11 protein-coding genes and 1 pseudogene are annotated in these 13,539 nt (G+C 54.3%); 4 read left to right on the top strand and 8 right to left on the bottom strand.

The window, feature by feature from the left end; genetic code table 11:
* Positions 1–95: 95 nt before the first annotated feature.
* Positions 96–722: a tyrosine-type recombinase/integrase gene (locus ACI9KD_RS05295; RefSeq protein ID WP_414980117.1), complete on the bottom strand. Its 627-nt coding sequence runs from the start codon at positions 720–722 to the stop codon at positions 96–98.
* Positions 723–926: 204 nt separating this feature from the next.
* Complete coding sequence (locus tag ACI9KD_RS05290) at positions 927–1,628, bottom strand: PEP-CTERM sorting domain-containing protein (RefSeq protein ID WP_414980116.1); 702 nt, start codon at positions 1,626–1,628, stop codon at positions 927–929.
* Positions 1,629–2,437: 809 nt separating this feature from the next.
* Between ACI9KD_RS05290 and ACI9KD_RS05285 the strand changes: the two genes are divergently transcribed.
* On the top strand, positions 2,438–2,659 hold the full coding sequence (locus tag ACI9KD_RS05285; RefSeq protein WP_414980115.1) for a hypothetical protein: 222 nt from the start codon (positions 2,438–2,440) through the stop codon (positions 2,657–2,659).
* A 297-nt stretch (positions 2,660–2,956) separates the two neighbouring features.
* Here the strand turns inward: ACI9KD_RS05285 and ACI9KD_RS05280 are convergent, their stop codons facing one another.
* The 5 genes and pseudogenes from ACI9KD_RS05280 to ACI9KD_RS05260 all read right to left on the bottom strand — a co-directional run bounded on the left by ACI9KD_RS05280 (position 2,957) and on the right by ACI9KD_RS05260 (position 9,761).
* Positions 2,957–5,560 (bottom strand): flavin-containing monooxygenase, encoded by a 2,604-nt coding sequence (locus ACI9KD_RS05280; RefSeq protein ID WP_414980114.1) that lies wholly within the window; start codon positions 5,558–5,560, stop codon positions 2,957–2,959.
* Between the two features lie 545 nt (positions 5,561–6,105).
* The gene (locus tag ACI9KD_RS05275) at positions 6,106–6,684 is read right to left on the bottom strand and encodes a CBS domain-containing protein (RefSeq protein ID WP_414980113.1); all 579 of its coding nucleotides are present in this window, start codon (positions 6,682–6,684) and stop codon (positions 6,106–6,108) included.
* Positions 6,685–6,775: 91 nt separating this feature from the next.
* Complete coding sequence (locus ACI9KD_RS05270; protein WP_414980112.1) at positions 6,776–7,117, bottom strand: hypothetical protein; 342 nt, start codon at positions 7,115–7,117, stop codon at positions 6,776–6,778.
* Between the two features lie 114 nt (positions 7,118–7,231).
* Positions 7,232–7,336: pseudogene (locus tag ACI9KD_RS05265) on the bottom strand (IS6 family transposase); the annotation flags it as partial.
* A 250-nt stretch (positions 7,337–7,586) separates the two neighbouring features.
* Positions 7,587–9,761: a glutamine synthetase III gene (locus ACI9KD_RS05260; protein WP_414980111.1), complete on the bottom strand. Its 2,175-nt coding sequence runs from the start codon at positions 9,759–9,761 to the stop codon at positions 7,587–7,589.
* A 439-nt stretch (positions 9,762–10,200) separates the two neighbouring features.
* Here ACI9KD_RS05260 and ACI9KD_RS05255 point away from each other — a divergent pair, with 439 nt between their 5' ends.
* Genes ACI9KD_RS05255 through ACI9KD_RS05245 form a run of 3 tightly spaced genes read left to right on the top strand, consistent with a single transcriptional unit; the run spans position 10,201 to position 11,851 of the window.
* A complete protein-coding gene (locus tag ACI9KD_RS05255) occupies positions 10,201–11,139 on the top strand; it encodes a DnaJ C-terminal domain-containing protein (RefSeq protein ID WP_414980110.1) in 939 nt (312 codons plus the stop codon).
* Positions 11,140–11,141: 2 nt separating this feature from the next.
* The gene (locus tag ACI9KD_RS05250; RefSeq protein WP_414980109.1) at positions 11,142–11,450 is read left to right on the top strand and encodes a chaperone modulator CbpM; all 309 of its coding nucleotides are present in this window, start codon (positions 11,142–11,144) and stop codon (positions 11,448–11,450) included.
* 35 nt (positions 11,451–11,485) lie between these two features.
* On the top strand, positions 11,486–11,851 hold the full coding sequence (locus ACI9KD_RS05245; protein WP_414980108.1) for a YkvA family protein: 366 nt from the start codon (positions 11,486–11,488) through the stop codon (positions 11,849–11,851).
* A 476-nt stretch (positions 11,852–12,327) separates the two neighbouring features.
* Here the strand turns inward: ACI9KD_RS05245 and ACI9KD_RS05240 are convergent.
* Positions 12,328–13,539: NAD-binding protein (locus ACI9KD_RS05240; RefSeq protein WP_414980107.1), on the bottom strand; the 1,212-nt coding region annotated here is incomplete at its 5' end.

Raw genomic sequence — 13,539 nt, 5'->3', positions numbered from 1 at the left:
GACTTCGGCCGCTTCGAGGTGGTTGCTGCCTTATCTGTGGAGTTTGCGGGAGCAGCAATGGGCGACTCAAGGGGGGAGCCGCCCATTGCCATCACTCACACTTCCGTTTGCTCGGACAATACCAGCGCATCATCCACTTCGACCCCCAGATAACGAACAGTACTCTCCAGCTTGGTATGCCCAAGCAGAAGTTGGATTGCGCGAAGATTCTTCGTCCGGCGATAGATCAATGAGACCTTCGTTCTCCTGAGCGAGTGTGTTCCGTAAAGAGACGGGTCCAAGCCAATTTCAGTCACCCATCGGTCAACAATACGGGCATATTGTCGCCTGGATAGGTGCAGTGAGTTATTCACCCTGCTAGGAAATAAGTAGTCAGGGGGCAGCAAGCCCGCCTCAGTGATCCATCGGTCGAGCGACAGCCTCGTCTGCTCCGTGATCTCAAACTGAACAGGCCTGCCAGTTTTCTGTTGCACGATCTGCGCTCTGGACTGCACTCGGCCTCCTTGAGCGATGTCCGTGACCGTCAGCGCCATGAGGTCGCAGGCTCTCAGCTTGCTGTCGATGGCCAGGTTGAACAATGCCAGCTCACGACTGCGCTCCTGAAGCTGTAATCGAATCCTTATCGCCCAGATTTCTTGAAGTTTCAGCGGACGCTTTTGTCCCGATAGCTTTCCTTTATTCCATGGAATATGAACTGGTTGTTGAATGATTGTTGGGTACATATCGACTTCCTCCTGCGGTAAGTGGAAGTTAATCGGTACACCTATCGAGTGATCTTTCCAGCGCATTGGCCGAGGTGGGTACGCGTGTGACCCTGTCGGGTTTTGGCCGCTACTACCGCTTTCGCCTACTTTGAGACATTAGCATTCTCAAGTTTCAGGCAATAAAAAGCCCACCGAAGTGGGCTAGTGCATCAGAAGTTCTGTTTACGCTTTCCTGCGGCGCTTCCAACCAAGCCCCGCGAGACCGAGGCCCATGAGAGCGAGGGTCGCAGGTGCGGGTACTGTCGAGTCCGCAAAAAACTGAAAGTCGTCCAAGGCTATATCGCCTGTAAAGCTAGCTCCTGATATTCCTCTTAATCGAAGACGGAACGCGATTTCACCGTCAAATTGTGAGAGATCAATGGTTTTAACGAGCCACTGGTTGCCCTGATTTCCAACTATCGCCGCCTCAAAGTCGTTTGTGAAAGAGGTTCCCCCATTTAAGCTGGTATCGAAGTGTAGTGATCCGATGGTCGCTCCATACATATGGTAAGCAAACGATACACCCGTGCCGTTTCTCGCTGACAAGTCAAATATGGGAGAGAGCAAATTAGCGATATTGCCATTGCTATTGCAGCTAGTTTCCATGTACAGATATTTCCCTGTGCTGCTGCCTGGGTTGGAATCCACCCCATTTGGGCCAGTTGAACCTGAAGGAGTCCTACCACTGTCTGCAACAAAGTCCAGGTTGTCGCCCGTGTCGTTCAGCCACCCGTTAGACAAAGTCTGTGTGCCGAAACAAGCAGTGGGACCCTGTGCAAAGGATTCAAAATCTTCCGTAAAAAAATTTATTGGCCCCGCATTAGCCGCGGAAAAGCAAAAGAACGGAAGGACAAAAGACGCACACTTGATAGCTATTTTGCTCATGACGCTGGTCACCAATTTAAAGTCAACAAGTTTGCGTCTCGAAGCGGGTAGGGACCCACTGCTTCCGCAGAGAATTACTCGAACTTAACTACGCATATGGGTTTGCATAAGCACGAACCATACCAACTATTTTATAACTATAGAAATCAAAGGCTGGCAGAAACGTCCAAATTAGAAGTAATCGGAAGTGTAAAAAAAACCGACACGTTATAACCCTTTCTTATATAGGTTATTAGCGAACGGTACGACCGCTGTGTGGTGTTTCTGCCAATACAGGCAGTTGGTTTGGCTTAGGCGAATGTCCTGAAAGAGGTGGAAGCGGAAGTTGAAATCAACTCATCAGCGAGGCTTGATGAGACTGATTGCGAACAGCTCGTCGGCATGGCCCCCTCCCCCTGGGCCTTATCAACATACAAGTAGCGCTCCGATGAGCTCTCTCGCGCAGGCGAGGCGCTCAGCAAAAAGCTGCACTGGTTCGGATTTCGGCTTGGCTTTTGCGTTGGCTTTCTTGGGCTTACTGACGCTCTAGAGGCATTACCCTCCAAACCGGGTTCGGAAGAGGTTCGGATATGAATTGCAGCGGATCTTCGCAGCTGATAAAGGCTTAGAAATCTTGTGCTTACAGCGGCTGAAAGCCCCTCTCAGAGCTTCTGTTAATCATTGGGTCGCTGATTAGAGCCCAGCAGGCGGATCCATATTTCGATAGATATCAAAGGGGTTGCAGCGATGCAGCCCTTTTTTATTGCCTCCGTGTAATACTCGTCGATCGCAGAGCATCCGACTCTGGCCACCCCTCATAAGAGCACAACGTGAATAGAATAGAGAAGTTGAAGAAGGACCTATACAGCTTTGAAGAGCTGGATACCCTCGAAAAGAACGCGACCCAATTGCGTGATGCGGAAACCCTGCGGCTAGTTACTCGTAGCCGCGCATCAAAGACGGCAAAGGGCGAGAAGCCCGAAAGTACCGTTGATGCAGATGGTACGCCGCTGACCAAAAGGGCTCGGCGGGAAGAAAAAGCAAGGCGTTAGCGGCTTACAGAGATCGAGGCGTATTGCGCAGCCCCCAAAATCGCCTCCCAGCCTTACTGTCAATGATTGGGTCGCTGGTTCGAGCCCAGCTGCGTGAGCCGGGCAACAAGTGCGACTTAGTGCTGTGTCTTGCACTACTGACCCATTCCTCACGCACGATTTGGGTGCCGGGCTCTCTTTGTAGCTTGATACTCGTGATGAATTCATCGAGAGACCCGCCAATGCCCAAGGCTACGACCAAGGTAGCCAGGGTAATCCGTGCTATTTTCTTCGCTTCTTTGTCGCTCCAAATTGCGTCTATAGCCCGCTTGAAACCGGCGATGGCTCACCGAAAAATTCACGCAAGGCTGTAGCCATTGCCTCCCTTGCATATTCGGCAGTCACCACCACATCTACGGCCGGGATCGACGTGTGAATCTGACCTTCGCATTCCAAGTGCCGCACCTTAACTCCCGCGCCTTTGAGCGCGTCGGCGTAGGCATCACCCTCGTCCCGCAGGGGGTCAAACTGACAGGTAAGCACCAGTGCGGGTGGCAGCCCCGAGAGGTCGCGTGCAAGTAGCGGCGAGGCCTTTGGATCCGATCGATTGCCCTCGTCACAATAGTTATCCCAGAACCAATCCATCAGCGAGAGAGTCAGCCCTAGGTTCTCCGCATTCTCATGATGCGACGGCCGTCGATCCGTGCCATCGGTCGCTGGGCACAGCAACACCTGCCCGCATATCTCGGGGCCACCGGCAAACCTCGCCTGCTGCGCCGCGACGGCAGCAACGTTACCGCCGGCGCTCCAGCCAGCCACGGCAAGACGGCCGGGTACTCCTCCAAGCTCCTGCGCATGCTCTGAAACCCAGGTCACAGCGGCGAGCCCATCATCGGCAGCCGCAGGAAAACGGGCTTCGGGGGCGTGACGATAATTAACCGAAATGACAATAGAATCTGAATGCAGGCAGAGATAACGGCAAAGCGGATCGTCCGTGATTGCATTCCCCAACACCCAGCCACCACCATGAAAGTAGACCGTAATGGGGTGAGGACCACCCGAGGGCGGACGGTAGAGACGGTACTCCAGGGCACTGCGGTCAGCGCCGGACAGTGTCCCGTCCATGATCTCACCAACGTCTGGCCCCGGCGGCATGCTCGCCCCGGACTCGATCATAAACTGCCGGGCTCCGTCGACACCCATGGTCTCCATGGGTGGCAGGTCGAGCTCCGCAATAGCTTCGAGAAGCAACTGCACGTCCGGCTTGAGCTCACGGATGATCCCGTCGTTGACCTGTTGACCACTGGGCCCGTTCAGAGCGAATCCCAGGTAGTTCCGTGCCACCACTTCATCACAGGCGGTCCGGTAGCGATCTACTCCCCCGATGTAGGGTAGAAAGACTTGCGGCTTGCCGGGCACGTTCGCGCCCATGTACCAGGAATTTGCCGAAGGCATCAGTGTGAGGTCCGCAAACTCATTGTTGTGCTCAACCCAGCGAGACTGGGCGAGTTCCGTCGGCTCAATTCGGTCAAAGTCCTTTTCTCGTAAGCTGACGAGCGTGTCAGTAATCAGATCGACGTGCTGCTCGATGGACACCATCATGTTTGACAGTACCGACGGGCTACCCGGACCCGTGATCATAAATAGGTTAGGAAAACCCACGCTCATGAGACCCAGGTAGGTCTGCGGCCCGTGATCCCAGGCATCGCGCAGCGTCAAACCATCGCTGCCAATAATATCCACGCCCACCAGCGCACCCGTCATCGCATCAAACCCCGTGGCAAAGACGATGGCATCAAACTCAAAAGAAGCCTTACCCGTGTCTATGCCGGTCTCAGTGATCGTAGCAATAGGATCGTCACGCAGATCAAGCAACTTCACATGTGGGAGGTTATAGGTCTCGAAGTAATTCGTGTCGAGGCAGGGGCGCTTGGACGCCACATAATGATTATCAGGACAGAGCAGTTCCGCAATCGCCGGGTCATCCACTTTCGCGCGAATCTTATCGTTGATAAAGCGCCGCATCGTATCGTTGGCGTCAGCGTTGGTAAGAATGTCGTTGTACACCGCACCGACCGCGCGAAGCTCGCCCTCTTCCCACATTGCCTCGTAACGCGCACTCCGCTCTTCTTCGGAGACCTGGAGCGCACTCAGCTGCGGTCGCTCTCTGGGCACTCCAATCTCGGACCAGCGCGCTTCTTCACGATAAGCCACGGGGTCTTTTTTGTACGCTGCAATACGCTCTTCGGAGATCGCGCCGTTGCGCGCAGGAATCGCAAAGTTCGGCGTGCGCTGAAACACCGTGAGTTGCTCGCATTGCTCAGCAATCAGTGGAATAGACTGCACCGCCGACGAGCCCGTACCAATCACGCCTACGCGCTTGCCGCTGAAGTCCACGCCGTCGTGAGGCCAGGTGCTCGTAAAATACACCTCACCTGTAAAACGCTCGCTACCGGCAACGTCAGGTACTTTGGGCATCGACAGGCAGCCGGTGGCCATCACGTAGTAGCGCGCATTGAGCTGGCCACCGTCATTCGTAGTGATTACCCACCTGCGTTGCTCCTCGTCCCAGCGAGCGGCGTTAACACGCGTATTGAAGCGGATATCGCGACGGAGGTCGTGCTTGTCGGCCACGAATTGCGCGTAGCGCAAAATTTCGGGCTGGGTGGCATAGCGCTCGGACCAAACCCACTCTTTTTCGAGTTCCCGGTCCCAACTATACGAATAGTCGACGGTGAGAATGTCGCAGCGGGCACCGGGATAGCGATTCCAGTACCAGGTCCCGCCAACGTCATCAGCAGTCTCAAGCACGACCGCACTAAAACTCGCTTCGCGCATCCGTTTTAACTGGTACATACCGGCAAAGCCGGCGCCCACGATCACAACGTCAAATTCCGAAGACCCATTATTGTTATTAGTCATTAATTTGCTCACACAAGTTTAGGGCTAGTGTACCCAACGAGCATCAAAAGTGGATGCACAGCGCAGGGGTATGCGCCCTAACCCCGCGCAGGTATCGGCAAGTTAACTTTTAAAAACCACCGTAATCTGGCCTTGATTCTCACGCACCCGCCCTGCTCCACTCACTGAACGCATTCGTCCTAAGATTGCGGTAATGCCGAGCCCGAACCAGATGCCTGCCAAGGTTAAATAGATTAGTTACAGCGGCATGGGCAGTCACGAAGGCCTGCGCTTGGGCTTGATTTGAACTTGCGCATGCCCCGCTCCCTGACCCTCGTTGCCTCATGCGATTGCTCCGCCCGATTATTGGCGTACCGCTGCGGTGACAGCGGTCCTCGATAGTGCCTGAGGCCCCATTTAGATCAAGACTTCCATTATCTACTATGGTGTAGGACGCCACGTTTCCGGTGATCGTGGCAGCGGAAATTTTCTGCCAGTCTCCGCTGGGCGAAATCTTGGATACCTTGGATCCAGGCGCAGGAGCAGCAAGAGAAAAAGCACTCACACTAAGCCTGACGTACGGCCTGGTAAATTTGCGCAAGCGAGTTAGCACGCTCGTTAATAGTCACGGGGATATTCAGGCGTCGCGCTATATCACTGGCCGACACGAGGCCACGAATACTGCCATCGACTCCATCCACCACCAACACATGCTGGTCACCAAAAGACTGCATCGTTAGGAGTAGGTCGCCAATTTTTGCGGCCTTCAGAGACGCGATGTCGACAGCGAGCATGGCGTCTTTTTTCGTCATCACCGACTCTACCGTGAGTTCGCTACGCTCTACCCCGGTGCGCTTCACCGCCTGCATCACTTTCACCGACAATAGATCTGCCAGTGACACAACGCCTTTGAAGGCATCGCGGGCATCAACGACGAGCTTCAGGCGCACGTGAGTTTTTTTCATCAGCGCCTCGGCTTCGTCAATCGTAGTGGTATGTTCCAGTACAAGTGGCTGCTGCAGACTGAAGTCTGTAAGTACCGCAGTTGCCGGACTGCTCACCGTAACCGGCACATTAACCTGAGGTCTTTGGATTCGCGAGATTGTTGCGAGCGGCACAGTTTTAAGGTGCTTAAACTCAGACATTGTTTTCTCCATTGCCTCGCTGCACGGCACGCACGCAGCTCGCCTGATTGCGCAAGGCTTAATCAAACCAATAATTCGGTGGTACGACGGATCAGGAGAAGGGGTATGGGGGAGCGCGAGCTTGTGCAGGCGAATAGTGCGCAGAGCTACCACTTAGGACGACTGGTTCACCCAGTGCATAGAGTGAGGCCGAGAATGCGACATTAACAATCTGGGTGAAATTGGCGTCAGCGTCATCGCAGGGCTCAACTACAACATCGGCGACGCTGTCCTCGTACTGTGTACCCAGTGCCAATAACAGTTCTGCAGATGACGGGTAAGCCGCGACCAACAGCATAAGCAGCGCAACAACACGGCAAAGCGCGGGCAAGCCTTTTGAACTTGCCTGCGCCCCCGCAGCACCGTCGAAAGCTTGATGATTCGTTACCTGCATTCTTTTGTTCGCCTGTACCCCAGTGTTGGGATAGACCAAGTATAGACCCACGTTACCGCTACACAACAGTCTGCAAAACGGCGCTGGCACGTTAACTTCTCCAGACCACAAAGCTCCGAATTTGATGCTCCAGAGCCGGATTGGTTCGCGGCTGACAGTGATACCTCGCTCAGCTAGCAGATCTTCGATATCGCGGTGACTGAGATTAAATCGGTAATATCGTAGATGCTTACGATGCCATGGGCACGACGCGCTCGTATCATCGGACCAAACAACACCATCAGATCATGGAAATTATTGATCAGGAGTCTGGCAGCATATTCGACCCCGATATCCTGCCGCTATTCTATGAAGTCGCTGAAAGCAGTGATTTCAAGGCAACATCCGTTGAGTGACTGTCGATGCTCCCCGCTAATGATCAATAGCTGTCTGCCGGGCCCCAGCCGCGCTGGTGGCCCGGATATAGTGCTTAACGAATGAACAGCATTTCCTGATACTTCGGCAATGGCCATAACTCATCTGCGACGTAACCCTCCAGAGCATCGGCGGCAACGCGAACTTCGTCCATCAAGGGCCTGATGCTCTTCGCACAGAATTGCATGTGCTCCTCAGTGGAAGAAAAGTCTTCAGTAGCAAGCGCCTCTCGCAATTTCGCTGTCGTGGCGGTCATCGCATTGATGTGGCCCGCAACGATTTTGGCGATGGAGTCATCCATCTCTACGCCCATGATCGACATGTTCTGGGCCGTGCTGGACAGCATTTCAAGATAGCTGGTTGCTGCGGGATAGATCAGTGTCTGTGCCATATCGATAACCAGCTTGGCTTCTACCTCTATCGAGAGTACGTATTGCTCTGCGTACACCTCGAAGCGACTCTCCAGTTCTACCGGACTGAGAACGCCGGTACTGGAAAACAACTCCACAACGGACGCTTCGCGCAGTGCAGGCAGTGCGTCCGCGGTGGTAGGGATGTTTTTTAGACCTCGCTCTTCCACAGCCGCTCTATGCCACTCTGCAGAATAACCATCACCGCCGAACACCACGTTGCTATGCTCGCTCATCAACTCTTTGAGCACGCCAACTACCGCATCAGCCTGACTGGCACCGCCATCCAGTGCTGTTTCAAGCTTCCCCGCAATCCAATTAAGCGAGTCGGCGAGCATTGTATTCATAGCCACCAGCGGGCCGGATACTGACTGTGAAGAGCCCACCGCTCGAAACTCAAACCGGTTGCCAGTGAACGCGAATGGAGACGTGCGGTTGCGGTCGCCGGGGTCACGCTCGAACTTGAGAATTTGCGACAGCCCCAGATCCATCTCACCGCCCAGCTCTCCGCTGTGAATATTGCCTTCTTTGATGTCCGTAAATACTTTTTCGAGCTGATCTCCGAGATAGACCGACAGGATAGCCGGGGGAGCCTCGTTCGCGCCCAGACGATGATCATTGGACGCGGTGGCTATTACTGCACGCAGCAGCGGACCGTACAGATGTACACCGCGAATCACGGCGCCACAGAACAACAGAAACAGCAGGTTTTCATGAGGGGTGGAGCCGGGATCCAGCAGATTACCCTGCGTTGAGTTACCCACCGACCAGTTGACGTGTTTGCCCGAGCCATTGATCCCTGCAAAGGGCTTTTCGTGCAGCAGACACATAAAGCCATGCTTCTTTGCAGTGGCCTTCATGAGAGTCATCATCAACTGCTGGTGGTCCGCAGCGACATTCGCTGCCTCAAAATAGGGCGCAATCTCAAACTGGCCCGGGGCGACCTCATTGTGGTGCGTTTTTGCGGGAATACCCAATCTATACAGCTGATCTTCATAGTCCTGCATGAACACCTGCACGCGAGCCGGTATTGCACCAAAATAGTGGTCGTCGAACTCCTGACCTTTCGCCGAGGGTGCACCAAACAAGGTGCGCCCGGCCAGCAACAAGTCCGGACGACTGTTGGCAAAGTACGCGTCCACCAGAAAGTATTCCTGCTCGGCGCCGCAGCTGGAGTTGAGCGTTGCGATGTCGGTTTCGCCCATCAGTGCCAATACTTTCTGCCCCGCTTCATTCATCGCCGCATTAGAGCGCAGCAAGGGAATTTTCTTGTCCAGTGCTTCTCCGGTCCAAGACATAAAAACGCTGGGAATCATCAGCGTAGCGCCGTTGTCCGTTTGCATGATGTAGGCCGGACTAGTGGGATCCCAGGCGGTGTATCCGCGGGCCGCATTGGTCATGCGCAAACTACCGTTCGGGAATGACGATCCGTCGGGCTCACCCTTAATAAGTAGGCTCCCGGTGAATTCCGTGATCGCGCCACCATCCGAATTGGTGACGATAAAACCGTCATGTTTTTCCGCGGTAATGTTCGTCATCGGGTAAAAGATGTGTGAAAAGAACTTCGCACCCCGTGAGACCGCCCACTCTTTCATTGCGGCGGCAACGACATCAGCTGTCGCGGCATCCAGGGGCGCGCCCGTCTGGACCGTCTTCTTGATCGCCTTGAACGCCGTTTTGGACAGAGCCCACTCCATCCTGCTTAGGTTAAAAACGTCCACGGCCCAGATTTCTCCGAGAGCTTCGGGCGGGGATACATCCATCGGGGATCGATTAACAATGTTTTGGATGGCCTGTTGCCGGCTTGAGTTAGCACTCATTTTCGTTCCTCTGTGTGGTGTGTAAGCCCATAGAAATTGCACCATTGTTGGTCATGGCAGAGCCCGTCGGGCTATCACAGGACATTTATGCAGTAATCAAGCCAGCTAATACCCAAGGACGGATCTTTTGGATGGCGATACCGAAGTCTGCGGGTTGAGCGCGCTGAATGAGTGCGTCGCTGGCGAGCCAAAGCTCGGCGCCTTAGACCAGCGTAAGCATCTCAGGTAACTGCATAACTGCATAGCTACAGCACCGGCACACGCCAAACTTAGGAGGTCATAATCAGGAGACCATAGTCAGGAGGCCATAGTCAGGACGGGCTTTTCAGGGCTTTCCGCCAAGACCGCGTTGTATCATTATGGAAAGAGTGCTTAGCGGATAGTTGATAGTTGATAGTTGATAGTTGATAGGCGGTTGTTTCCGGAGTAAGCCCAAATTATGGAATTCAAAGATTACTACAAGATTCTCGGTGTCGATCCCAAGGCTGAGGCCAAGGACATCAAAAAGGCGTACCGCCAGCTCGCGCGGAAGACGCACCCGGACCTGAATCCAGGGCCCGAAGCCGAAGAAAAATTCAAGGCGATTGCAGAAGCCTACGAAGCCCTCAAGAATCCCGAGCGACGGGCAGAATACGATGAACTGCGTGAGTACGGCGGTCAGCGACCCGACGGTGGATTTCAGGCACCGCCGGGCTGGGAGTCGCGCGCTGGGGCGGACGGGGCCGACTTCTCGGAGTTTTTCAACTCTGTTTTTGGGGGCGGTTTTCGCAGCAGCGGGCAAGCGGGCGCTGGGTCCCGGGGTTTTGGTATACGGGGACAGGATCTCGAAATTGAGATGCCCGTCTTTCTGGAAGAGACACTTGTAGACACTCAAAAGCCCGTCGCTTACCAGATACCGGCCCGGGATGAGAGCGGTCAGAACACGGCGGTTCGCAAGTCGCTCAAGGTGACGATCCCGGCCGGCACAGCCGACGGGGCGCGAGTACGTGTGAAGGGGCAAGGAGCACCCGGTGTAGGCAACGCGCCCGCGGGCGACCTGTATCTCCACGTACGGCTGGTGCCCCACCCGGTGTTCGACATTGAGGGCCATAATCTTCTGGTGACGGTTCCTTTGGCGCCCTGGGAAGCAGCGCTCGGTGCCAAAGTCACTGTGCCAACCCTCGAAGGGAAAATCAGTTTGACCATACAGCCGGATAGTCAGGCGGGACAAAAACTGCGCATCAAAGGCAAAGGCCTGCTTCTCAAAGGGGGACGTGGAGACCTCTTCGCACAGCTAAAAGTGGTGATGCCACCTGCTGGCACCGATGGCGTCGATGAGATCTGGAAAAAACTTGCCGAGAGCGCCGCATTCAATCCGCGTGCTGAGTGGGAGAAATGAGTATGACCATAACTACGTTGCAGATAACTGTGCATGAACTCTGCGAATGCGAAGACATCTCGGAATCCTTACTTGTCGCCGCAGTGGAACATGAGATCGTCGCCCCGGCAGAGGGCGAAGGTGCGAGCGACTGGGTCTTCGACGCGACTCACGTTGTATGGCTGCGCAAAGCCATTCATCTGCACCGCGATCTCGATCTGGATTGGGTGGCCATCGCCATGGTCATCGACCTGCTCCGCGAGCGCGAGCAACTGGACCAGGAGAACCAGTTACTCAAGCAGCGATTGCAGCGATTTCTGCATGACGACTAGATCTCACACAAGGCACACAGGCCAAAGAACAGAGGATGGGCATTACGGTGAACGATGACTTTGACGAGCAGAGCTTCTGGAACAAAGTGTCTGGCTATGCACGTACTGCAGGCCGAGGAGTGATCGAGAAGTCGCTATGGCTGTATTACGCAGCGCAGTCGCCCAACACGCCTAAATGGGCCAAGTCTGTCATCTACGGCGCGCTTGCGTATTTTGTACTCCCCGTCGACGCTATTCCTGACCTGATTCCGCTGGTGGGTTTCACTGACGATCTAGGGGCGCTGGCCGCCGCGGTTGCATCAGTGGCGATGTATATCGACGACGATGTCAGAGAGGCCGCCCGACGCAAAATGAGCGACTGGTTTCAATCGGACCCCGAAAGCGTCAATGAAGGCCATTGATAGCCCGAGCCGGTACCCAAGGCGCGCGTACCGCTCTTAATGTCGCTTAATTGAAAGGGACACAACGCTGTCGATGATATCCGCAAAGATAATCCAACCAAATACAAACGCGATCGCAAAACCTAGCGCTATCAGCACGATCATCACCGTCGGAAACCAAAGCGGAAGACTTAGCGGCTCGGCTACGACATCGACCACCTGAAGAATCGCCCACCCTTGATCCTCGCCCGGCGCATTTCCAGCTCACTGCCAGCAGCGGCGTCAATATCATCGGGACTGCGAATATCCCCGGAGTTTTCGTCGAAGCGCGACTAAAAACGCAAGCCCAGCCACAGGTCTGTGTCGTTAGTTTTAGATTGGTACTGCAGACGCTTGTCGCTCTAGAACAGGGTTTCGCTCCAGCGAACCCGAGATGCGTCGTCTGCCTCGCCAAGGCCTGAGCTGGGGTTTTCTGGGCGTTACTGCGCACACAGACACTAGCCATTTTTAGGGATCAAATCGGCAGTATCCTCAATCGAACAATCAATCCAACTTTGTGGAAACGAGCGCTCGATCAGTTGCGAAATTCCCAATACGATGATGTCGTTATCTTCTGCGACTTCCTGTGCAAAGCTGGAATAGCGACTTGTGCGCGCAAAGATCCAGGCCTTAGGGTTATGTCGACGTAACCACAGTGCCGACCTTAGATTGTCTTCTTCGCGATTAGTGGCGAATACAAATAGCGTGTCATGGCGATTCCTATCCCAGAATCCATCCAAGTCCTCCCACACGCCAGGATGAGTCATATCGCCCTGGAGGATTTTTAACTCAAAATTTGTAGATATAGAAAACTGTTCCCGCGTCACCATAACGCGACGCTCGGCATCGTGTTCGATCACTGCAACTGCAGCGATTTCATCGGGTAGCGCATTCTGAAGCGACTCAAGGACAGATTGCCCAAAGCGTCCGAAACCGGCAATGACAACGCCCACCTTTGAACCATTTTGGCGCACATGAGGCACCGCTAGCGTTGTGACAAGACTTTCGGCGGCGCTTTGATAACCGTTAAACACGGTAACAGCCTCGGCAATACGCGACGAGGACATCGACCGCATGAATCGTAAGCGATCCACATTCATAATGATTTTTCCGGCCAGCTCCGGGCGTCGATCAAGCATTGCTTTCGCTGTTTCGTAATTTTTGAGATTGTAGTTTGAGAACAATAAAACTTTAGCTGCATGTTTAACTCGCAGCTGATCAAAGGTGAAATCGTCGATCAAGTCGCCTTCCCAGGTCAACGCACCGAAGCTCCGTCGAAGCTGCTCGTGTGACGTGTCTGAAAAACCGACGCCTTGCAAAACCACCACCTGACGACTGGGATCTATCTGTCGAAGGTGTCTAAGATAGCTTCGCGTAAGCTCGTCGCCGCCATCAATGATGACATGATTTCGCAGTCGCTTTAATCGCCAGCGCTGCCGCGTAAACATCCTTAAAAACAGATCCAGCACGGTCGAAACGGCGAGAATTGGCGCTGCAAAGTAGGCCACCCAAAGTGACACGACCGCCCAGGTAGGACCAGATTGTGGTGTGCCGATGTCGATGCCACCGATGACAAACAAACTCAATGCATAGTAGCAATCGACCAGCAACGTCCGCTCGAAGCTTCCATCTTCGCCGCTAAGCGTAGTACCTGATTGAAACGCAACGAC

The sequence above is a fragment of the Congregibacter sp. genome, from assembly GCF_047617445.1.
Classification (GTDB): Bacteria; Pseudomonadota; Gammaproteobacteria; order Pseudomonadales; family Halieaceae; genus Congregibacter.
This window is presented reverse-complemented; position numbering and strand designations above follow the sequence as displayed.